A 19,368-nucleotide genomic window follows, 5' to 3' on the forward strand; every position below is an offset into this window, starting at 1 on the left:
CTACGTCGACTCCGCATACGCGGCGACGACCTCCTCGGCGTCACCATCCATCTTGAGCTCGCCGTGGTCGATCCAGATCACACGTGAACAGGTGTCGAGGATCGACCGCATCGAGTGACTCACGAGGAACACCGTCCCAGCGGTGTCTCGCAGCTCCCGAATGCGCGCCTCGGACTTGGCGCGAAACTCCTTGTCGCCCACCGAGAGCGCTTCGTCGACGAGCAGGATGCGGTGGTCGCGGGAGACGGCGATGGAGAACCGCAGGCGTGCGGACATCCCCGACGAGTAGGTCTTCATGGGCAGGTCGATGAACTCCTCGAGCCCCGAGAAGTCGACGATGCCCTGATAGTTCTCCTCCGCCTCGGCGCGCGAGTGGCCGAGGGCGAGCGACCCGAGGATGACGTTCTTCGAGCCCGACAGGTCTCCCAGGAGGGCGGCGTTGACGCCCAGCAGCGCGGGCTGGCTGGAGGCGTACACGCCGCCGCTCGCGGGCTGCTGGAGACCGGCGATCGCACGCATGAGGGAGGACTTGCCGGAGCCGTTGTGCCCGATCACGCCGATCGACTCGCCCTCGTGCGCGACGAAGGACACGCCCTTGACGGCGTGCACGATGCGCACGCCCTTCTGGCGCTGGAGCAGCGCTCGCGTGGAGCTCGCGGCCTTGCCGGAGGCGAAGGTCTTGTACTTGATGTGGACGTCGTCCACGATCACCGTGGGCCGCGTCGTGTCGACGGTGGCGTCAGTCACGGCCGTACCTCTCCTCGGCCTTCCAGAAGTACACGAGGCCGAACCCGAAGGTCACGAGGGAGGCACCGATGGCGATCCACCACATGAACGGCTCGATCGGATTGCCCGACACCATGTAGCCGCGCACGAGCGCGATGAAGTCGTGGACGGGGTTGAGCCGCGCGAGCGTCAGCAGCGTCGGCTCGTCGGCGAGCACCTTCTCGAGGTCGAAGAAGATCCCCGAGGTGTAGAAGACCACTCGCGACACCAGCGGGATGATCTGGGTCAGGTCTCGCACGTGCACGGTGAGGCGCGCGGTGATGAGCGCGATGCCCGTGTTGAACACCGTCATGAGCATCATGACGGGGATGAGCATCAGCCACCACCAGGTGATGGGCTCTCCGAGCACGATGAGGATCACGATCATCACGATGAGCATCGGGATGAGCTCGACGAGCTGACGGATGACCACGGCGAGCGGCAGCAGGATGCGCGGGAAGGTGAGGCTGCGCACGAGCGACCTCGCGCCGACGATCGATCTCGCGCCCCCTGACAGCGTCGAGGAGAAGTACTCGAAGATGAAGAAGCCGACGATGAGGAACGGCACGAAGTTGTCCGGCCGTGTGCTGTCGGGGAGGATCAGGCCGAAGATCGTGCCGAACAGCGCCGCGTTGAGGATCGGCCGCAGGACCACCCAGCCCAGGCCGAGGCGGTTCTCGCTCATCGACGCCTGGAGCCGGTACCGCGCGAGTGTGGCTGCGAAGTCCCGGCGGTGCCAGGTGGCTGCGAGGTAGCGGAAGAACGGTGGCCGAGCGCCAACGCGCTCCAGGCCGTTCTCGCTCGCCAGCGCCTCGAGGTGGGTGGAAGTCACACGTCTCCTTGGAAACAGGTCCTCAGCGGTGATGACCGCGGGACACAGGCGAGTCCAAGTTACCAGTCAGTCGCACGAGTCTGGGAATCGGTGGTGCCTCACGCCCACTCGCGCAGGGCCGCGAGCAATGCGTCGTTCTCCTCCGGCGCGCCGATCGTCACGCGGATGCCCTCGCCGGCGAAGGGCCGCACGAGGACCGGCCGCTCGGCGTCGGCCAGCGCGGCCGCGATCTCCGCCGTGCGCTCGCCCGCCGGGAGCCAGACGAAGTTGCCCTGCGCATCGGGGACGTTCCAGCCCAAGCCAGCCAGCGCATCGGCCACGCGCACACGCTCCGTGACGACGGACTCGACGCGTTCGAGCAGCTCGTCCCGCGCCTCGAGCGACACGATCGCGGCGGTCTGGGCGGGGGCGGACACGGAGAACGGCGTGACGCATGAGCGCACGGGCGCGATCAGCTCGGGGTCGCCCGCCACGTAGCCCACGCGGAGTCCGGCGAGCCCGTACGCCTTCGAGAACGTGCGCGCGATGAGCAGATTGGGGTGGCGGTCCAGCGCCGCGCGGCCGTCGATCACCTCAGGGTCGCGCACGAACTCCACGTACGCCTCATCGAGTACCACCAGCACCCGGGAGGGCACCTTCGCCAGGAAGTCCTCGACCTCGGTGGAGCGCAGCGCCGGTCCGGTGGGATTGTTGGGCGAGCACAGCAGGATGACCGTGGTCGCGTCCGTGATCGCAGCCGCCATGGCGTCGAGGTCGTGGCGCCCGTCCGCCAGGAGCGGCACCGGCACGGCCGTCGCGCCCGCCACCTGCGTGAGGATCGGGTACGCCTCGAAGCTGCGCCACGCGAAGATCACCTCGTCACCGGCAGCGGCGTAGGCCTGCAGGACGTGGTGAAGCGCGGCGACGGACCCGCCGCCGACCGCGACAGACTCTGCGCTCAGGCCCAGGAAGGAGCCGATGCGCTCGTGGAGCTCCACCGCGAACATGTCGGGGTAGCGGTGCGCCACCTCGCCGGCTGCCGCGACGGCCTGCGCGACCGAGGGCAGCGGAGGGTAGGGGCTCTCGTTCGACGACAGCTTCACGGGCGGCGGTCCGCCCGCACTGCCGCGCGCTCCAGGAACGTAGCGGGGCAGCGCGGCGACGGCCGGGCGGGGCACAGGCAGGGACGCAGGTCGATCCATGGTCACCAGGATGGCAGGTGAGGCTCGCGGAGTCGTCCGGACCGTGTGGAAGACTGCAGCCCATGAAGTTCGTGCTCAACGTCATCGTGATCTCCGTGGCGGTCTGGATCGCCACGCTCCTGCCGCTCGACCTGGTCGTCACCGGGGGCGAGGCCGAGTGGTGGACGAGGGTGCTGGCCTTCCTCGCGCTGGGAGCCGTGATCGCGCTGCTGAACGCGATCGTCAAGCCCGTGCTGAGCGTGCTGGCCCTCCCGATCACGATCCTGACGCTCGGCCTGTTCGCGCTGGTGATCAACTGGTTCATCCTGTGGCTCACGGCGTGGATCTCCGAGCAGGTGGACTTCGTGAACCTGTCCATCGGCGGCTTCTGGCAGACACTGCTCGCTGCGCTCGTCATCTCGATCGCGTCCGCGCTCATGGGGACGTTGGTGGGATCCCGCCGAGACTGACAGCGGGCCGCGGGAGGGCGTCCAGCCGCCTCAGCGGGCGGCACTGCTCCTCGCCCGACTCGCCCGCCGGCGAGGGGTGATCCGGCCGCACGGCATGCACCTGCTGGAAGTGCACGCGGTCGGTCCGACCGTCCCTGAAGAACTGCTGGTTCTGCTCCTTCCACCGCTCGAGCGAGAGGCTGGAGGAGGTCCGGTCCGCGCTCGCGAGCGCCGCAGCGTACGTGGTGGTGTGATGGGCGCCGACGACGGTGCGCGAGACCTCCGCGAGCCTGCGATCCCCAGAGGCCCTCGTGTCGAACCCCACCACCACGACGTTCGGGCCCAGGGCATGGAGCGCGCCGTCGGCCGCAGGCACGATGTCGGGCGCGTTCTCGAGGTGCAGATAGCTGACCCCGGGCGCCCGCGCCACCCCGGCCGACGGCCCGCCGATGGTCACGACCGAGCGCACGTCATAGGCGCCGCTCGCGGTGGCGCCTTCGGCGATGGCGGCCGCGACCATCGCACCCTGCGAGTGCCCTGCGAGCATGACGGGCTGGTCCGCGGGGATGCGCGCGGCCTTCATCGCCGCGAGAACCATGGCCGCGGACGCGGAGGGGCCGCCGGCGACGCCATCCAGGTTGCTGCCGATGTCGAACACCTCGCCGCGTGCGCCCACGGTGTCCGCGGTGCCGGGGATGGTGACGACCCAGGCGCTGCTGCCGTCCGGCTGCGAGACGCGATCGATCGTCACCTCACGCGGCGCGGAGCGGTCGAGCAGGACGAACAGCGCGCCCAGGTCGGCGAGCGACCGCAGCGGCTGCGGGTCATCGGGCGTCGTGGCGGCGACAGCCACCAGCGCGGGCTCGCCGGCGACGTGGTCGACGAACCGGGCGAGGCGGGCCAGGTGCGCGCGGGCGGGCTCGTAGACGCCCGCCCCGCGCAAAGCGAATGTGACGGCCTCGAGCGACGTCCCGTTGAGGTAGCCCGCTGTGGGAGGCGCTCCGTCTGGCTGGATCGCGTCGCCTACGGGATCGGCGCCCACGAGACGTGACAGCACCCCCCACTGGCTGACCTTCCACAGGCTCGCAGCCACGGCGCGGGTGCCCCACACCCGCGTGTCGGCCAGGTCGCGCAGCGTCCAGCCCATCTGCACCAGCGTCGGCACGCGCTCGCGCGCCGCCTCCTCTGCGGCCGCGTAGCCCCGCGCGACCTGGTGGAGCCTGACCTCGACGCCGTCCATCTCCCTCGCGAGCGACCTGGCGCCGTCGATCCCCAAGCGCGCCTCCTCCGCGGCGTCGCGCGCCTGCCATATGAGGGGGGCGACGCTCGGGATCGCCCTGGCGTGGGCGTCGTCGCACACGTCCTGCACCTCTGACAGCCACCGGTCCGCGTCGCGCAGCTGCGAGGCGGCATCGCCCAGCACACGCGCTGCCTCGACGAGGTCCTCGGTGAGAGCGGCGTGACCGGCCACACCGCCGTAGACGTTGAGGTGGACGGGGGCATCGCTGATCTCGTCCTCGCTCACAGCTGACCTACGCTCTGCGCGCCCCAGCGAGCCTGCAGCAGCGCGATGCGTGCGCGGTCGACGGCGGCGGCCAGCTCACCGACTCTTCGCTCGAGCCGCGCGAGCTCCTCGCGGTACTCCTCGGCGGCGACGGAGACCCACTCGACCATGGCCGCTCGCCGCAGCGCCGCGTGGACGCCGTCGATGGAGGCCTCCGCGGCCATCATCTGGTGCGTAGGCAGATAGAGCGTGGGCGCGTCGAGCGTGAGCGGGTCGGTCATGGCTCGACGCTAGGCATCCGCGGCGCGCCGACGGCCAGACCCTCCCCTGCCTGTGGATAATCCCCACGCCGCCCCGCATTGGGAGCGTGGAACAATGGTCGCCGTGACCGCCTGGGACCCCGCCTCCATGACCTCGTTCGCCGATCTTGAGCCCGCCGTGGCGCTCGGCCCTCTGGACGGCCGCTACCGGTCCGCCGCATCGGCCCTCGTCGACCACCTCTCCGAGCCGGCGCTCAACCGGGCCCGGCTCCACGTCGAGGTCGAGTGGTTCATCCACCTGTGCGCGAGCGGCGCGGTGCCGGGAGCGCGCGAGCTGTCCGGCGAGGAGACCGCACTGCTGCGCGCGATCCCTCGCGACTTCGACGGGGACGGCATCCGCGAGCACGCCGACATCGAGAAGGTCACCGTCCACGACGTCAAGGCCATCGAGTACTACATCAAGCGGCGCATCGCGGGCACGTCGCTCGCGCCGCTCGCCGAGCTGGTCCACTTCGCGTGCACCTCCGAGGACATCAATAACCTGTCCTATGCCCTGATGGTGAAGGGTGCCGTCGAGCAGGTGTGGCTGCCCGCGGCCGATGCGCTGGCTGGGCAGATCGCCGATCTCGCCCGAGCGACGGCCGGCACGCCGATGCTGTCGCGCACCCACGGCCAGACGGCGACGCCCACCACGCTCGGCAAGGAGCTCGCGGTTCTCGCCCACCGACTGCGTCGCCAGCTCGCGCGCGTGCGCGCGCAGGAGTATCTGGGCAAGATCAACGGTGCGACGGGAACGTTCGGCGCTCACACGGCGGCGGTGCCGTCCACAGACTGGGTCGGCGTGTCACGCAGCTTCGTCGAGGGCCTGGGCCTCACCTGGAATCCGCTCACCACGCAGATCGAGAGCCACGACTGGCAGGCCGAGCTCTACGCGGACGGCGCGCGCTTCGGCCGCATTCTGCATAATTTGGCCACCGACGTGTGGACCTACATCTCGCTGGGCTACTTCGCGCAGGCCGCGGTCGAGGGTGCCATCGGGTCCAGCGCGATGCCGCACAAGATCAACCCCATCCGCTTCGAGAACGCGGAGGCGAACCTCGAGATCTCCGCCGCGCTGTTCGACACCCTTGGTGCGACGCTCGTCACCAGCCGTCTGCAGCGCGACCTCACGGACTCGACGTCGCAGCGCAACATCGGCGTCGCGTTCGGCCACTCGCTGCTGGCGATCGACAACGTGCGCCGGGGAATGACCGCGCTGTCGGTGAACGAGGCGGCGCTGGCGGCTGACCTCGACGCGTCATGGGAGGTGCTCGCCGAGCCCATCCAGTCGGCGATGCGCGCGGCGGCCGTCGCGGGCGTGCCCGGCATGGAGAACCCGTACGAGCGGCTCAAGGACCTCACCCGCGGTCACGTCATCGACGCCGACGCGATCCGGGCCTTCGTCGACGAGCTGGAGCTGCCCTCTGACGTGAAGGAGCGCCTGGCCGCCCTCACCCCCGCCACCTACACCGGCCTCGCCGAGTCCCTGGTGCGCGACTACCTGAGCTGACCCCGCATCGGCGCTGCGCCTGCGCTCGCTGGAAGGTCGTGAGTGTACGTTCGAGGGCCGATCCGGGCACTCAGGACCTGCTGAGGCGCACATCGTCGCCCACGGCGATCCGTCCCGGCGTCACCACGTCCAGGTAGATGGCGACGCGCAGGTCCCGCTTGTCGCCCAGCGCCTTGAGCCAGCGGGTCTCGGTGTCGACGCCGTCCTGGGCGAGGTCGATGGTGCGGCAGCGTTCGATCCGTCCGGCCGGCCTCAGCACCGCAGAGCCGATGCGCACGTCGCCTTGCCAGCCCTCCTCCTCGAACGGCTCGGACGTGTCGACCACGAGGTTGGCCCGCAGGCGCCGGGCATCGGCGTCCACGTCCAGCTCGCGCGCGCACCAGTCGAGCGTCGCGGTGCCCACCAGCGAGATCGCGCCGTCGTCGAAGTGCGGCACGTCCGTCTCGGGCGCGACGGCGACGTCCGCCGCGAGCGCGTCGGACAGCCAGACGTCCAGGTGCGGGGCGCCCACCACGGCGTGCCGCCCGCCAGGGCCGGTCACGACCACGCCCTCAGGCTGCGTCGCGGCGCGGAACTCGAAGATCCCGTCCCGACGCACCATGCGCTTGGTGCTCTTGCCGGCGGCGAGCCGCGAGTCGGCGTCCCGCACCGCGTACTCGCGGTCGCCCACGAGCCCGCGCTCATCGACCTCGATGGTCTGCAAGGACTCGCCGCCCATCGACTTCACGGGGTAGCGACGGATCGACACCACTGACGTCATGGTCTCCAGGCTACGGGTTGCATCGCGCGCCGCCGGGGACACTGCGCATTCGCCGGTCGTTAGAGTGGCCGTGACCATGAACGACCGCACAGCAACGGACACCTCCGCGACCGTCGCGTCCGCGCCCGAGCCAGCCCGCGCATCGGCCCTCGAGGTGACCACGCCGAGCCGCCGCCGGCTCGGGGCCGAGGTCCTCATCGTCCTCGGGCTGTCGCTGGGCTACTACGCGATCACCGCCGCCCTGCGCCTGGTCGAGCGCTATCTCGCGGAGCCGGCGATCGGCCAGCAGTCCACCACTATCAACCCCTCTCGCTCCCAGATCGACTACGTCGACCTCGCCTTCCAGGTGGTCCGCCAGCTGTACCTGCTGATGCCGGTGGCGCTCGTGCTGTACCTGCTGAGCGCGGGCGGCAAGTCCGCGCTGCGGCGGCTCGGCCTCACGGGGCCCGGCCGCGCGTGGTTCAAGGACCTCGGGGCGGGGTTGCTTCTCGCCGCGTGCATCGGCATCCCTGGGTTGGTGCTGTATGCCGTGGGCCGAGCGATCGGGCAGACGGTTCGCGTCGACACCTCCGGCCTGCCGGACCTGTGGTGGACGGCCACGATCCTGCTGTTCTCCGCCGCCGTCGCGGGCGTGCTCGAGGAGACCATCGCCGTCGGATACCTCATGACGCGGCTGAAGGATCTGCGGTGGGCGCCCTGGGCGGCGATCGCCGCATCGGCCCTGCTGCGCGGCTGCTACCACCTCTATCAGGGGTGGCCGATGGCGCTCGGCAACGTCGTCATGGGCGTGGTCTTCGCATGGTGGTACCACCGCAGCGGTCGGCTCGGGCCGCTGATCCTCGCGCACTGGACGCTCGACGCCGTCGCCTTCATCGGTCCCGAGGTCGTCGGACAGGAGACGCTCGAGTCGTGGGGGATCTCGTGACCGCCTCGCAGGGCCGATGCGCGGGCTGGGTCGCGCTCCCGGCGTCTGTGAGCACTTCCTCCTAGACTCGCCTCATGGCCGGCGACCGCTCCGTGAATGACGCGCGCGCGGACGAGCCTGTCGAGGCCGAGGTCGTGGAGGCGGAGGTCGTCGAGGCAGACGAGCCGGACGAGGAGCCCGTCGAGGCCGAGTCCATCTGGACAGTGCGGGACGAAGCCGAGCCCCTCGAGGCCGAGCCCGTCGATGCGGACGAGCCGGAACCCGATCCGCTGCGCGGCGTGACCGTGATCGATCAGCCATCATCGCGCGTCCACCGCGTCACCGACCTGCTGGCAGCGGCCGGCACGCTCATCGGCATCGTGCTCGTCATCCTGCTGGGCGCGTACGGCCACGGCACCACACAGGGCTTCGCGGAGGACGTCGAGGGCATCGCGCGCCTGCTGCAGCGGCTGCTGGTGTTCCCCGTGAACATCTTCTCCGGCATCGTGACGCTGGTCGTGCCGTCCGCCGTGATCATCGACCTCGCCGCACGACGGGAGCCGCGCAGGATCCTCGAGGTGCTGGGGGCGGCCGTGCTCGCCTTCATCGTCACCGTGATCGCCGCGTTCACCACGCTCGAGTGGGGCTCGGACGAGCTCATCGCGAGCCTGTCGGTCCGTGGCTCCGAGGGCGCCATGGTCGTGCAGCTCCCCGCCTACCTCGCCGCCGTCGCGGCCATGCTGACCGCCGCCGGTCTGCGCACCACGCGCCGGGTGCTGTCCGTCTCGTGGACGCTGCTGTGGATCGCCGCGGCGGTCGCGTTCGTGTCGGGCATCGTGACCCTGCCGGCGGTCATCACGGTCGTGCTGATCGGCCGCACGTCAGGGCTGGTGCTGCGATGGATGCTGGGATCGACCGCCGACCGGGCCTACGGCGCGGCGCTCGTGGACGGGATCCGTCGCGCGGGCTTCGAGCCGCGTCGCGTGGTCCGGGCGGACACCCACGACGGCTACGATCCGGGCGACATCGATGCCGTCTCCGCCGCGCTGGGGCGCACCCGATCGGGCAGGGTCTACGACGTCACGACCGTCGAAGGCCATCGGCTCATCACCATCGCGCTCGACGGCGATCGTCACGCTGCAGGATTCCTGACCAAGTGGTGGAGCACCATCCGCTTCCGGGGCATCGACGCCCGTGCCGAGGTCAGCCTGCGCCATTCCGCCGAGTCGACCGCGCTCGCCTCCCACGCCTCACGCACCGCTGGCGTGCGCACCGCGCGGGTGCTCGGCATGAGCCAGTCGCGCGACACCATGATCACCGTCTACCAGCGGCCGCTCGCGACGCGCGCGCTCAGCGACATCCCCGCTGACGAGGTCTCCGACGAGCTGCTCGACGCCGTCTGGACGGAGGTCGCTCGCGCGGGCGAGGCTGGCATCGCTCACCGGACGCTGAGCGCTGACACGGTGCTGGTGGGAGAGGACGACGCGACGGGCCAGCCCGTGGTGTGGCTGACGACGTGGGAGATGGGCGAGGTCGCATCGTCGACGCTCTCGCGGCGCCTGGACGCCGTGCAGGTGATGGCCGCGACCGCCGCGATCGTGGGATCCGACCGCGCCGTCGACGCGGCGTTCCGCGCGCTCGGCGAGGACGTGGTCGAGCAGATCGCGCCGCTGCTGCAGGCCATCGTCCTTCCCCGGACGACGCGTCAAGCCGTCAAGAAGGGCAAGCTCCTCCCGCAGATGCGCGCCCGCATCGTCCAGCGCCTGCCCGACGCGGAGATCGAGCAGCAGAACATCGTGCGGTTCGGCTGGCGCACGGTGATGTTCATCGCCGTCGGCATCGTCGCGGCCTCGATCGTCATCGGCTTCTTCAATGCGCAGGACGTGCTGACCGCTCTGCAGGAGGCCAACCTGTGGTGGCTGCTCGCCGCCGCCGTCTGGTCGTCGTTCACGTTCGTGGGCGCCGCGCTCGCGATGATCGCCTTCTCGCCCATCCGGCTCCCGTGGATGCGGGTGCTGCTCGTGCAGGTCGCTGCGGCGTACATCGCTCTCGCCGTGCCGGCGGGCATCGGGCCGGCGGCGCTGAACCTGCGGCTGCTCACCAGGCGCCGGGTGCCCAGCCCGCTCGCGGTGGCGACCGTCGCCCTCGTCCAGGTCAGCGCCATCGTCGTCACCGTGGGCGGCCTGCTGATCCTCGGGCTCGTCGGAGGCTCCGAGGGCACGCTCGCCGCACTGCCGTCAGGCACGGTGCTGCTGGGCGTCGGAATCGTGGTCGCCGTGGTGGTCGCGGCGATGCTGGTCCCCAGGATCCGCCGTTGGGCCCTCGCGAAGATCATGCCGCCGCTGCGCCAGACCTGGCCGCGACTCGCGCAGGTGCTGGGACAGCCGCTGCGCCTGCTGCTGGGGCTCACCGGCAACTTCGTGCAGACCATCGCCTACGTAGGCGCCTTCTACTGCACGCTCGAGGCCTTCGGACAGCAGCTCGCGATCATCGATGTCGCGGTGCTGTTCTTCCTATCGAACGCGGTGGGCGCCGTGGTGCCGACCCCTGGCGGCATGGGCGCGGTCGAGGTAGCGCTCATCACCGGCCTCACGACCTCCGCCGGGCTCTCCCTCCCCCTCGCGACCTCCGTCGTGATCCTCTACCGCTTCATCACCTACTGGGCGCGCATCCCGCTGGGCTACATCGCCATGCAGTACCTGCAGCGCAAGGGCGAGATCTAGGTGTAGTGCCCAGGGACGTTGTTTGATTTCTGGGCGATGGGGAGAACCTCCGGGCAGAGTGGAGTTGCTACCACTTCACGCTGACCCCGGAGGTTCTCGTGCTCCACGCTAATGCTGCTTTGACGCCTGTCCAACGTGCTCGTATCGGTCGTCTCGTCGTCGACGAGGGCTGGACCATTGCCGACGCCGCCCGGTTCCACCACGTGTCGTGGCCCACAGCTGCGAAATGGGCCAGGCGCTATGCGCTGATGGGTCGAGCCGGGATGACCGATCGGACCTCGAGGCCGGTGTCGTCACCTACGAGGACACCCCGGCGCCTCGAGTCGAAGATCGTCCACGCTCGTATCAAACGCCGGGTTGGTCCGGTGGAGATCTCCTCGATCGTGGGAGTGCCACCCTCGACCGTGCACGCCGTGCTGAAGCGTCGGGGACTGAACCGGCTGTCCCACGTCGACGTGGTGACCGGTGAACCAGCCAGGCGCTATGAGCGTCCCTATCCGGGTTCGATGATCCACGTCGACGTCAAGAAACTGGGGAACATCCCCGACGGTGAGGGCTGGCGCTATGTGGGTCGAGCTCAGGGGCGCAAGAATCGCTTCGCCACTGCTACCGCAGCCACCAACGCCTACCGCAATCCCAAACTCGGTCACGCGTTCGTGCACACCGTCATCGACGACCACTCCCGTGTCGCCTATGCAGAGATCCACGACGACGAGAAGGCCGTCACCGCCATCGGGGTCCTGACCCGCGCGGTCGCCTGGTTCGCCCAGCGTGGTGTTCGTGTCGAGTCGGTGCTGTCCGACAACGGCGCCTGCTATCGCTCGAACGCCTGGCGCGACACCTGCCGGACTCTAGGTATCAAGCATCGCCGCACCCGGCCGTATCGGCCCCAGACCAACGGCAAGATCGAACGCTACCACCGCACCCTCGCGGGCGGCTGGGCCTACTCCCGCCACTACAACACCGAGAAAGCCCGCCGAGCCGAACTAGAGTCATGGATGCACTACTACAACCACCACCGCAACCACTCAGCCATCGGCAAGGTTCCACCCATCACGAGGTTGAACAACCTCCCTGGGCACTACATCTAGGTCTCGATCCGCGACCGGCGATCGCGCGTCACTGCCGCGCGACGCACTCGATGAGGTGCCATCGCTTGAGGCCCATGTACGACTCTCCTTCAAAGGTGGAGGCAGACCAGTGCAGGATCTCGAGGCCATCGAACAGCGCGCGAGCCTCGGTCTCGGTCAGGCAGGTGAGTTCGGGGCGCGACGCCCACTCGTCTCGATTGCCGAAGATGTTGACGGCGACGACGCCGCCCTCCCGAAGGCTGAGTCGCATGGCACGCCAGACCGTTCCGAACGCGCTGGGCGCTAACCACGACAGCGTGTACCCCGAGTAGACGAGGTCCGCGTCGGGCAGGGCGGGTGCGGACTCCAGATCCGCTGCCACGGTGGTGAGGCGCGACGACCTCGCGCCGCCGAGGCGATCGCGCAGCCCAGCCAGAGCAGTCTCATCGGCGTCGTAGGCGTAGACGCTCCACCCTGCATCGAGCAACGCGGCCGTCTCGATTCCGGCTCCCGCACCCAGGTCGAGCGCCACGCGTCCGGCCCCTGGCCCTGCATGCTCGAGAGCCGTCGCGAGCAGGGGCCGCACGCCCGAGCGCGAAGCCTGTGACCGGTTGTACTCCGCCCACAGGTCGGCGTCGAAGGTCATGCGCGACACGGTACTCGGCGCGGGACCTGGGTGGAGGTGCTCGGCTCACGAGGCGGCGACGAGCCGGCAGGCGAAGAGGCCCGGCCCCGCGACTGGCGATCCGCGGAACCGGGCCTCTCCTGAGAGAAGGAGGCGAACGTCAGCCGGTGACGCCCACGACCTCGTTGAACTCGACTCCCGCGTCGGCGGTCTCGAAGACCTCGCCTCCCACGTAGTCGACGCTCGTGATGGTGCCGGTGTTGGGGTCCGTCACGTACGCCATGCCCTCGACCACGGCGAGAGCCGGGTGAGCGGTCTGCCACTCCTCGGGGACCTCCCACGGGTCGATGACCGGGATGGTGGTGGTGACGTCGCCCGTCGCGGGGTCGATCACGCGCAGCGCGCCGTCCGTACCGAGCACCAGCACCTCGCCGTCGTCGCCGCGGCGCAGGCCGCGCCACGTGTACGTCGCGTCGTCGCCCGCGAACGGGTCGACTACGGTGATGGTCTCGCCCTCGGGGTCGATCAGCGAGATCTCGGACAGGCCCAGGCCGCCCTCGGGGTCGGACTTGTAGTCGCCCGCGACGATGTCGTTGCCGTCGGTCGCGAAGAGGTTGCCGATGCGCCCGAACGCGGTGGGCGAGCTCAGCTTGTGGACGTGGTCGCCGTGGAAGACTGCGACCCCGTCCTCGCACCCGAAGGCCACGATTTCCTCGTCCTCCGACGTGTGGAAAGCGGTCTCGCCGTGAACGCCGGGGCACTCGTCGGTCGATGCGACGACCTCGCCGTCCAGCAGCGCCTGCGCGCCAGACCGGGACTCCTCGGTGCCGACGGTGGTGTACAGCACGCCGGCCTCGTCGACCACGGCGACGCCGTGGTGCGGCGCCTCGGCCGTCCACTCGTCGATCGCGTCCACGTGGCCCTCCTCGACCATGTGCGACCACTCGCTCACCTCGACGACGGTGACGTTGCCCGTCCCGTCGTCCCACAGCGCCGCGAGCTCTCCGTGGGGCACGACGTGCCCGGGTACCTCGGCGTCGACGAGGACGTCCGTGAGCGTAGGCTCGGCGGTGTAGTAGTGGAAGTGGTCACCGTGCGGCTGCGACCAGGTGCCGGCGTCGAGCACGGCCCAGCCGCCGGTGGTGGAGACGGCGACGTGGCGGCCATCGCCAGCGTCGCTCAGCCGGTTGAAGCCGTCGAGCGGGATGTCAGCCACCTGCTCGAGCGAGAGGGCGTCGAACACGACGATGCCGCCGTCGTAGGTCGCGACGATGCGCGGGGTCTTCGACTCGTTCTCGGTGGCATCGGTCGCGGCCTCGTCGTGACCCTCCTCGCCGTGGTCGTGGTCCTCGTGGTCGTCGTGGCCTTCCTCGGCTCCGGCCGTCGAGTCCTCGACGGGCTCGTCCGCGGCGGCGCAAGCGGTCAGTCCCAGCGCGAGCGCCGCGGCTGCGGCGATCGACGCCGTGCGGGCAGGTCGGGCGGTGAGAGACATGGTCTACCTAGCCCCGGGGCGGGGCGTCCTTTCCTTTGGGGGTCGTCGGTTCACTCCGACATGCGCCACGCTACACGATACTGGGAACGGTTATCACTCGCGTTTCGCGCTCAGGCGCGGTGCCGCCCATCCACACGCGCCTCAGCCCCGAATGCCCATCGGCTGGGCGACGCGTGGCTGCGCCTAGACTCGGGCCAGGAGAGGACTTCCGTGATCGATCCGACCGCCGCCGCCTACGCGTTGCTGCTCGGCGCCGTCGCCGCCTTCAACCCATGCGGCTTCGCGCTGCTGCCGGCCTACATCACGGTTCTCGTCACCGGCAGCGCCGAGCGCCATGTCACCCGCGCTGCGGCGCTCCGCCGCGCCGTGGGCTTCGGCCTCGCGATGACGCTGGGCTTCATGGCGGTGTTCACCGCGTTCGGGCTCCTGTTCGGAGCGGTCAACGCGGGCCTGCAGGGGTCGATCCTGCCGTATCTGTCGTACGTGACCGTGGCGATCGGCGTAGTGCTGGTGTGGCTGGGCATAGTGCTCCTGCGAGGCGGCGAGCTGCGCGGCCCAGGTCTGCGCATGCGCGGCGCGGCGCCCGGCAGAGCGTTCTGGTCCCAGGTCATCTACGGCGCGACGTACGCGATCGCGTCCATGAGCTGCACCATCGGGTTGTTCTTGACGGTGGTCGCCCAGGCGCTCGCCGCGACGGGACCCGTGGGGGCCATCTCGCCGTTCCTCGTGTACGCCGCAGGCATGGGGGCGTCGATTCTCGCGGTCTCGATCCTCGCCGCCGTCGCGGGGTCGTCCGCGGCCGCGGCCCTGCGCGCCAGGACGCCGCTGCTGATGCGCATCGGCGGCGCCCTCATGATTCTCGCGGGGCTCTACGTGTTCGTGTTCGGACTCGCCGAGGTGCTGCCGCGCCACGGCATCGACACGCTCAACCCCGTGCTCACCACGACCGCCGCGTGGCAGGGCTCGGTGGCGCTGTGGATCGACTCGTGGGGCACGGTCGCGCTCGTCGTCTTCGTCGCCGTCATCGCGGCGCTCACCGTGTGGATCCTGATGGCGGCCCGCCGCGAGCGGTCGACCCAGGTCCAGGCGCCTCACCCTGGCGGGGACGACGCCACGAGCACGTCCGACGGCGAGCCGCCTCGTGCCTCGAGGATCCGCATCGCCCCTGCGGCGACGCTCGACGCCGTCCGGGACGCGGCCCGGTCGGACTAGCTCGACGCGAGCCGCTCCGCCTGGGCGAGGATGTCCTCGGCCGTGAGGCCGGAGCCACCCTTCTCGAAGGTGCCGTCGTCGTTCACGAAGTAGAACGCGGGCTGGAGGGCGACGCCGAACGATTCCCAGATCGCACCGTCGCTGTCGAGCACGTGAGTGGCGTCACCGGTCCCGGTGAACTCGAGGAACTGCGCCACCTCAGTGTCGTCGGTGATGCGACCGGCGACCCCCACGAGCTCCACCCCCTCAGGCAGTTGCGCCATCGCGGCGGACACATGGTCCTTGCCCTCGACCAGGCAGGTGGGGCACCACGGCGCCCAGAACCACAGGATGACGTCGCGGTGCTTGAGCGACTCCCCGGCCAGGGTGTCTCCCGCCACCGTCTGAGCCGTGAAGTCGAATGGTCCGGGGCGCGCGGCCGGCGCGGTCGACGTCGCGCTCTCCTCAACCTGACCGACCGGGTCTGCTGACGCGCAGCCCGACAGCGCGAGCGCGCCCACCACCGACGCCGCGAGCGCGGCGGTCAAGCGTCCTGGCATCACCTTCTCCTTGCTGCGCCGCTCGCCCGTGCGCGAGTCGAGGCCCGTTCGGATCGTCGCATGGGCACGCGAGCCACGGTCGAGCGTCACGACTGGGCCAGCTGCTCTGCAGCGTCGAGGATGCCCTCCTCGTTGAGCGAGCCGGGAATGGTGTCGATGGTGCCGTCGTCGTTGATCAGCACGAAGGCCGGCTGGTACGAGACGCCGAAGGTGGCCCAGATCGACGCCTGCTCGTCGAAGATGTGCTCGAAGCCCTCGAGTCCGTAGGTGGCGACGAACGCCTCAGCCGCCTCCGGATCCGACCGGCCCGCGAGGCCGTACAACGCCACGCCTTCCGGGAGCTGGGTGAACGCCGCCGCGACCTCGGGAGCCTCCGCCTGACACACCGGGCACCAGGATGCCCACACCCACAGGATCGCGTCCGTCCCGGCGAGGTCCTTGCCGGCGATCTCGCCGCCCGAGACGGTGGCTGCGGCCCACTCCAGCTCTGCTGGGACCGGCGCCTCCAGCATCGACTCTTCGCCGCCGGACGCGGTCGGCTCGGCCGTGGCGTCCGCCGTGTGCTGCTGATCCGTCGGCGCGGCGGTCTCCAAGGTGGGAGGCGGCTCGACGGCTGCCTCGTCGCTGGTCTCGCTGGCGCAGGCCGCCAGCAGCAGGGCCGATGCGCCCGCGAGGGCCGCGGTTCTCAGGACAGGGAAGCGGGTCATGGCGGTCTCCAGAAGGTGCGGAACGGCGATGCGCGCGGCGAATGCCAGACAACGAGGGTACGCCGCACTCGCGAGGCGTTCGGAGCCGCCGTCACGCCGGTTGGGTCGATCTAGAGGTCCGGCGCCATGTCGGCGAAGTGCGCATAGTCCTTCTTGAAGGCCACGGCGATGGTGTCGGTGGGTCCGGCGCGGTGCTTGGCGACGATGAAGTCCGCCTCGCCCGGCCGGTTGTCCCGGTCGTACGCGTCATCGCGGTGCAGCAGGATCACGATGTCCGCGTCCTGCTCGATCGCGCCGGACTCGCGCATGTCGGACAGCATGGGCTTCTTCTCGGTGCGCTGCTCAGGACCGCGATTCAGCTGCGAGATCGCGATCACGGGGACCTCGATCTCCTTGGCGAGGAGCTTGAGGGCACGGGAGAACTCCGAGACCTCCTGCTGACGGGACTCGACCTTGCGACCCGAGCTCATGAGCTGGAGGTAGTCGACCACGACGAGCTTGAGGTCGTGCTGCTGCTTGAGGCGGCGGCACTTGGCGCGGATCTCCATGAGCGACATGTTGGGGGAGTCATCGATGAACAGCGGTGCGGCCGAGACGCGTGCGGCGGTCTGGGCGAGGCGCTCCCAGTCGTTCGGCCCCATGGGCCCCTTGGTGAGGCGGGACAGCTTGACGTTGCCCTCAGCGGCGAGCATGCGCTTGGTGATCTCCTCACGGCCCATCTCGAGCGAGAAGATGACCGACGCGTGGCCGTGCTTGATCGACGCCGCACGCGCGATGTCGAGACCGAGCGTGGACTTGCCGATCGCGGGGCGGGCGGCGATGACGACCATCTGACCGCCCTGGAGCCCACCGGTGAGGTCGTCGAGCTCGCGGAACCCGGTGGGGATGCCGAGCATCTGGCCGTCGCGACTCGAGGACGCCTCGACCTGCTCGAGCGTCTTCTCCATGACGTCGCCGATGGACAGGTAGTCCGCGGAGTTGCGCCGTTCCGTCACGGCGAAGATCTCGGCCTGGGCGCCGTCGACCACCATGTCGACCTCGCGTCCGTCCGAGTCGTAGCCCATCCCAGCGATCCGGGTGCCCGCCTCGACCAGGCGGCGCAGGATGGACTGCTCCCGCACCAGTCGCGCGTAGTATCCCGCCGACGCGGCCGACGGCACGATCGCGATGAGCGTGTGCAGGTACTCGGCGCCGCCGATGCGACCCAGCTGGTTGGTGCGCTGAAGTTCGGCGCTGACAGTCAGCGCGTCGACGGGGTCGCCCGCGTTGTACAGCTTCACCGCCACGTCGAAGATGGTCTCGTGGGCCGGCTTGTAGAAGTCGTCCGCGCGCACGGACTCGATGACGTCCGCCATCGCGTCCTTGCTCAGCAGCATCGAACCGAGCACCGACTGCTCAGCCTCAAGGTTCTGGGGAGGGAGGCGGTCATAGGTGCTCGACTCGGGTCCGTACGAGTCAGGGCCGTATGAGGCCTCGAGCTCCTCCACTGACATGCGCGTTCCCTCTCCTCATCGCGTCGACGACGTCCGCAACGGTCGACCCCGGCTGACGCCAGTGTCTCTCCGGGGACTGACACGCCAACGTAGGGCCGCGGGCGCGTCCGCACAAGTCGGGTGTCCGACCGTCCGTGGACAACCCGTGGAGAACTGCCCTGTCCACAGTGGACGACCTGTGAACAACCCTCTCCCTATCATGTGGACAGAAGTGTGGATGACGTGCACCTCTTGTCAGCGGTTGCCTGTTTACCTGGTGTTACGCCGAAACTACACCTGTGGAAGAAGCGCGGGAAAAATCTCTCGGCGTGTCGCGCGTAGGCGTGTCGCAACGATCCGAGCCGACCGGCGCATCAGCCCCTCGCAAGACCCCTGGCATCGGACGCTCGACGACGTGCGAGCGCCCGCGCCGTACCGCTCAGCACACACCTGGGACGCACGGGGCGAGAGGGACGCGTGTGCTCGCACATCAGCACCAGAGGTCCCACCCGCATCAGCCGTGTGTTGGGCGGTCCACATCCCACAGCGAGCACGGCAAAGGCCCCGGCTCGCGGCCCCCCTCAGGCGAGGAAGCCGCGGGCCGGGGCCCCGGTGCGCGCTACTTCGCGGCGACGACCTGGACGGTCACCGTGGCGGCGACGTCGTCGTGCAGGGTCACCGACACGTCGTACGTGCCGAGCGCCTTGATGGGCTGCGCGATGTGGATGCGACGCTTGTCGACCTTGGCGCGGTTGCCAATCGCGTCCGCGATCTCCGCCGGGGTGACGGCGCCGAACAGGCGACCGGAGTCGCCCGCCTTCGCCTCCACCTTGACGGGGTTCGCCTGCAGCGAGTCGCGGGCCGCCTGGGCGTCCTCGACGCTGGCGATCTCCTTGTCGCGGCGCGCCTTGCGCATCGACTCGATCTGCTTCTCCGCGCCTGCCGACCACGGGGTCGCCAGCTTGCGGGGAACCAGGTAGTTGCGCGCGTAGCCGTTCTTGACGTCGACCACGTCGCCTGCGACGCCGAGGCCTGCGACCTCGTGGGTCAGGATGAGCTTGGCCATCTTCGTACCCCCGGGATCAGCGGCCGGAGCCGGCGTAGGGGAGAAGGGCCATCTCGCGGGCGACCTTGATCGCGCGCGCGATCTCGCGCTGCTCCTGGACGGACACGCCCGTGACGCGACGCGAGCGGATCTTGCCGCGGTCCGAGATGAACTTGCGCAGAAGAGCGGTGTCCTTGTAGTCGACCGTGGTGACCTTGGCCGCCTTGAGCGGGTTCACCTTCTTCCGCGGCTTGCGGATGTCGTGCTTAGCCATTGATTGAACTCCTGTGTGGAAAAGTG

At 69.8% G+C, this 19,368-nt stretch carries 19 protein-coding genes; 6 read left to right on the forward strand and 13 right to left on the reverse strand.

The features are described 5' to 3' along the window. The 3 genes from B7K22_RS05545 to hisC form a co-directional block, all read right to left on the reverse strand. Positions 1–747 (reverse strand): ABC transporter ATP-binding protein, encoded by a 747-nt coding sequence (locus B7K22_RS05545; protein WP_084038978.1) that lies wholly within the window; start codon positions 745–747, stop codon positions 1–3. Then, positions 740–1,597, reverse strand: a complete 858-nt coding sequence (locus B7K22_RS05550) for an ABC transporter permease (protein ID WP_084038979.1) — start codon at positions 1,595–1,597, stop codon at positions 740–742. Before B7K22_RS05550 ends, B7K22_RS05545 begins: the two co-directional genes overlap by 8 nt. Before the next feature lie 98 nt (positions 1,598–1,695). Then, the gene (gene hisC / locus B7K22_RS05555) at positions 1,696–2,778 is read right to left on the reverse strand and encodes a histidinol-phosphate transaminase (RefSeq protein ID WP_084038980.1); all 1,083 of its coding nucleotides are present in this window, start codon (positions 2,776–2,778) and stop codon (positions 1,696–1,698) included. Positions 2,779–2,840: 62 nt separating this feature from the next. Between hisC and B7K22_RS05560 the strand changes: the two genes are divergently transcribed. Further along, entirely contained in the window at positions 2,841–3,227 is a 387-nt protein-coding gene (locus tag B7K22_RS05560; protein ID WP_084038981.1) for a phage holin family protein, read from the forward strand. Here B7K22_RS05560 and B7K22_RS05565 read toward each other — a convergent pair. Together B7K22_RS05565 and B7K22_RS05570 are read right to left on the reverse strand one after the other, a co-directional pair. Continuing rightward, positions 3,193–4,731 (reverse strand): hypothetical protein, encoded by a 1,539-nt coding sequence (locus B7K22_RS05565; RefSeq protein WP_084038982.1) that lies wholly within the window; start codon positions 4,729–4,731, stop codon positions 3,193–3,195. The genes B7K22_RS05560 and B7K22_RS05565 overlap by 35 nt on opposite strands. Next, on the reverse strand, positions 4,728–4,991 hold the full coding sequence (locus tag B7K22_RS05570) for a hypothetical protein (protein WP_084038983.1): 264 nt from the start codon (positions 4,989–4,991) through the stop codon (positions 4,728–4,730). The genes B7K22_RS05565 and B7K22_RS05570 overlap by 4 nt, the downstream gene beginning before the upstream one ends. Positions 4,992–5,118: 127 nt before the next feature. On the opposite strand from B7K22_RS05570, the gene purB reads away from it, so the two are divergent. Beyond that, positions 5,119–6,519 carry an adenylosuccinate lyase gene (gene purB, locus B7K22_RS05575; RefSeq protein WP_084039805.1) on the forward strand — a complete coding sequence of 467 codons (1,401 nt, stop codon included), beginning with the start codon at positions 5,119–5,121 and terminating at the stop codon, positions 6,517–6,519. Between the two features lie 70 nt (positions 6,520–6,589). Here the strand turns inward: purB and B7K22_RS05580 are convergent, their stop codons facing one another. Further along, positions 6,590–7,279 carry an MOSC domain-containing protein gene (locus B7K22_RS05580; RefSeq protein ID WP_159448773.1) on the reverse strand — a complete coding sequence of 230 codons (690 nt, stop codon included), beginning with the start codon at positions 7,277–7,279 and terminating at the stop codon, positions 6,590–6,592. Between the two features lie 76 nt (positions 7,280–7,355). Between B7K22_RS05580 and B7K22_RS05585 the strand changes: the two genes are divergently transcribed. The 3 genes from B7K22_RS05585 (at position 7,356) to B7K22_RS05600 (ending at position 11,997) form a co-directional block, all read left to right on the forward strand. Continuing rightward, complete coding sequence (locus B7K22_RS05585) at positions 7,356–8,204, forward strand: CPBP family intramembrane glutamic endopeptidase (RefSeq protein ID WP_084039807.1); 849 nt, start codon at positions 7,356–7,358, stop codon at positions 8,202–8,204. Between the two features lie 74 nt (positions 8,205–8,278). Then, positions 8,279–10,906, forward strand: coding sequence for a lysylphosphatidylglycerol synthase transmembrane domain-containing protein (locus tag B7K22_RS05595; RefSeq protein ID WP_144276253.1), 2,628 nt, complete (start codon positions 8,279–8,281; stop codon positions 10,904–10,906). A gap of 98 nt (positions 10,907–11,004) precedes the next feature. Continuing rightward, on the forward strand, positions 11,005–11,997 hold the full coding sequence (locus tag B7K22_RS05600) for an IS481 family transposase (protein WP_084038987.1): 993 nt from the start codon (positions 11,005–11,007) through the stop codon (positions 11,995–11,997). 28 nt (positions 11,998–12,025) lie between these two features. Here the strand turns inward: B7K22_RS05600 and B7K22_RS05605 are convergent, their stop codons facing one another. Beyond that, positions 12,026–12,622: a trans-aconitate 2-methyltransferase gene (locus B7K22_RS05605; RefSeq protein ID WP_084038988.1), complete on the reverse strand. Its 597-nt coding sequence runs from the start codon at positions 12,620–12,622 to the stop codon at positions 12,026–12,028. Positions 12,623–12,761: 139 nt separating this feature from the next. Further along, positions 12,762–14,093 carry a hypothetical protein gene (locus B7K22_RS11835; RefSeq protein WP_144276254.1) on the reverse strand — a complete coding sequence of 444 codons (1,332 nt, stop codon included), beginning with the start codon at positions 14,091–14,093 and terminating at the stop codon, positions 12,762–12,764. A 210-nt stretch (positions 14,094–14,303) separates the two neighbouring features. Here B7K22_RS11835 and B7K22_RS11840 point away from each other — a divergent pair, with 210 nt between their 5' ends. After that, on the forward strand, positions 14,304–15,305 hold the full coding sequence (locus tag B7K22_RS11840; protein ID WP_159448774.1) for a cytochrome c biogenesis CcdA family protein: 1,002 nt from the start codon (positions 14,304–14,306) through the stop codon (positions 15,303–15,305). Here B7K22_RS11840 and B7K22_RS05615 read toward each other — a convergent pair. The 5 genes from B7K22_RS05615 to rpsR all read right to left on the reverse strand — a co-directional run bounded on the left by B7K22_RS05615 (position 15,302) and on the right by rpsR (position 19,342). Next, positions 15,302–15,844 (reverse strand): redoxin domain-containing protein, encoded by a 543-nt coding sequence (locus B7K22_RS05615; RefSeq protein ID WP_144276256.1) that lies wholly within the window; start codon positions 15,842–15,844, stop codon positions 15,302–15,304. The two genes, B7K22_RS11840 and B7K22_RS05615, sit on opposite strands and share 4 nt — an antisense overlap. An 86-nt stretch (positions 15,845–15,930) precedes the next feature. Next, positions 15,931–16,551, reverse strand: a complete 621-nt coding sequence (locus tag B7K22_RS05620) for a TlpA disulfide reductase family protein (RefSeq protein WP_084038990.1) — start codon at positions 16,549–16,551, stop codon at positions 15,931–15,933. 110 nt (positions 16,552–16,661) lie between these two features. Next, positions 16,662–18,044 carry a replicative DNA helicase gene (gene dnaB, locus B7K22_RS05625; protein ID WP_084038991.1) on the reverse strand — a complete coding sequence of 461 codons (1,383 nt, stop codon included), beginning with the start codon at positions 18,042–18,044 and terminating at the stop codon, positions 16,662–16,664. Positions 18,045–18,642: 598 nt separating this feature from the next. Further along, a complete protein-coding gene (gene rplI / locus B7K22_RS05630) occupies positions 18,643–19,089 on the reverse strand; it encodes a 50S ribosomal protein L9 (RefSeq protein WP_084038992.1) in 447 nt (148 codons plus the stop codon). Positions 19,090–19,105: 16 nt separating this feature from the next. Then, complete coding sequence (gene rpsR / locus B7K22_RS05635) at positions 19,106–19,342, reverse strand: 30S ribosomal protein S18 (RefSeq protein ID WP_084038993.1); 237 nt, start codon at positions 19,340–19,342, stop codon at positions 19,106–19,108. Between the last annotated feature and the right edge of the window lie 26 nt (positions 19,343–19,368).

The sequence above is a fragment of the Demequina sp. NBRC 110053 genome (genome assembly GCF_002090095.1).
Taxonomy (GTDB): domain Bacteria; phylum Actinomycetota; class Actinomycetes; order Actinomycetales; family Demequinaceae; genus Demequina.